Origin of the sequence: Adlercreutzia aquisgranensis (assembly GCF_943193145.1) — a bacterium.
Lineage (GTDB): Bacteria > Actinomycetota > Coriobacteriia > Coriobacteriales > Eggerthellaceae > Xiamenia > Xiamenia aquisgranensis.
The window spans coordinates 1-1,571 of record NZ_CALPDA010000024.1 but is presented as its reverse complement, the minus strand read 5'-3'; the positions used below and the strand labels follow the sequence as shown (position 1 = coordinate 1,571).

At 62.3% G+C, this 1,571-nt stretch carries 1 protein-coding gene; it reads left to right on the top strand.

Annotated features, from left to right (window positions below; genetic code table 11):
• Window positions 1-542 precede the first annotated feature (542 nt).
• On the top strand, window positions 543-1,571 hold a 1,029-nt coding region (ltrA, locus tag NFR41_RS10410), incomplete at its 3' end, for a group II intron reverse transcriptase/maturase (RefSeq protein ID WP_251231795.1).

Below are 1,571 nucleotides of genomic sequence, written 5' to 3'. Positions count from 1 at the left end.
GGGTGAGTTGAACCCCAGTGGGTGAAATTCCCACCCGGCCAAGGGTAGCCGCCAGCCGGTAGCGAGTCTTGCGCAGCGTCGGGCAACCGCCGCTGTGAAGCGTAGATAGCAAGTGAGTAGGCCGTGTCATTGAGCCCCGAAATTTTCACCACGCGATCGCCGACGCCCTGCGGATAGCGGAAGGCAACACGAGTTCACTGAAAAGGCTTGGTGAACGAAGGTCGCCGGGGTCATTAGAGCAGGGCATGTTCACACAGGGGGTTCCCAGGAACCTGGGAGGCCCGTCCTTCTCCTCTGAACGACAAAGGTACAGGCATGGGGCTGCCTGCGGCGAAAGCTCCCGGTCCGGTGCTGTCGTGCCTGACGGTACCGGAAGCAAACAACAGGCACTCAGGGGGTACGGCCAGGCGACCATAAGGAGCCAGCCGGATGGAAGGGCGGGAGTCGGAGTCGCTCATAGTACCGAAGAAGGCGGGGAACCTACTCGACGGGACCCGCTGGAGGGAAGGGGCGGCCAATCATCAGAACTGCACGAGGGCAACATGACAGGTGCACAGGAACCTGAGGTCATGTCCACGAAACAAGTGCGGATAGCAGCGCTGGCAGAGCGCTTCCCGCAGCGTGCCTTCACGTCACTGGCGCATCATATCGACGCCCAGTGGCTGAGGACGGCCTACCTGATGACGCGCCGTGACGGCGCCGTCGGGATCGACGGCCAGACGGCGGACGACTTCGCGCGCGACTTCGAGGCTAACGTCCAGCGTCTGCTGGAAGCGGCCAAGAGCGGTCGCTACCGGGCGCCGCCGGTGCGGCGCGTCAATATTCCCAAGGGAGACGGGCGCTCCACACGGCCGATTGGCATTCCTACCTTCGAAGACAAGGTCCTGCAACGTGCCGTGGTGGCCCTGCTGGAGCCGCTCTATGAGCATGATTTTCACGAGTGCTCGTATGGTTTCCGGCCGGGGCGCTCGGCGCATCAGGCCATCGGAACGGTGAGGAATGGCCTGATGTCGATGGGCGGAGGCTGGGTCATTGATCTGGACATCAAAGCCTTCTTCGACACGATCGACCACCAGCACCTGCGTGCGTTTCTGCAGCAACGAGTGAAGGACGGCGTGATCCTTCGCCTGATCGGCAAGTGGCTCAAGGCCGGAGTACTGGAGGCTGGGCAGTGGCAGAAGGGAGTAGTCGGCAGCCCACAGGGCGGGGTCATTTCCCCATTGCTGGCGAACCTCTATCTCCACTATGTACTGGACGAGTGGTTTGAGAAAGACGTCAAGCCACGCCTGCGAGGACGCGCATTTGAGGTACGTTTCGCCGACGATGCCGTGCTCGCATTCAGCAGTGAAGCTGACGCCCGCAAGGTGCTGGAAGTACTGCCCAAGCGCTTCGCGCGCTTCGGCCTCACCCTGCACCCGACCAAGACCCGCCTGGTGAGGTTCCGCCCGTATCGTGAGCAGCGTGCCGAAACCTTCGACTTTCTGGGCTTCACCCACTACTGGGGGAAGTCACGCCGCGGGCTCTTGGTTATCAAGCGCAAGACGGCGAAGGATAGGTTTCGGCGTGGGCTC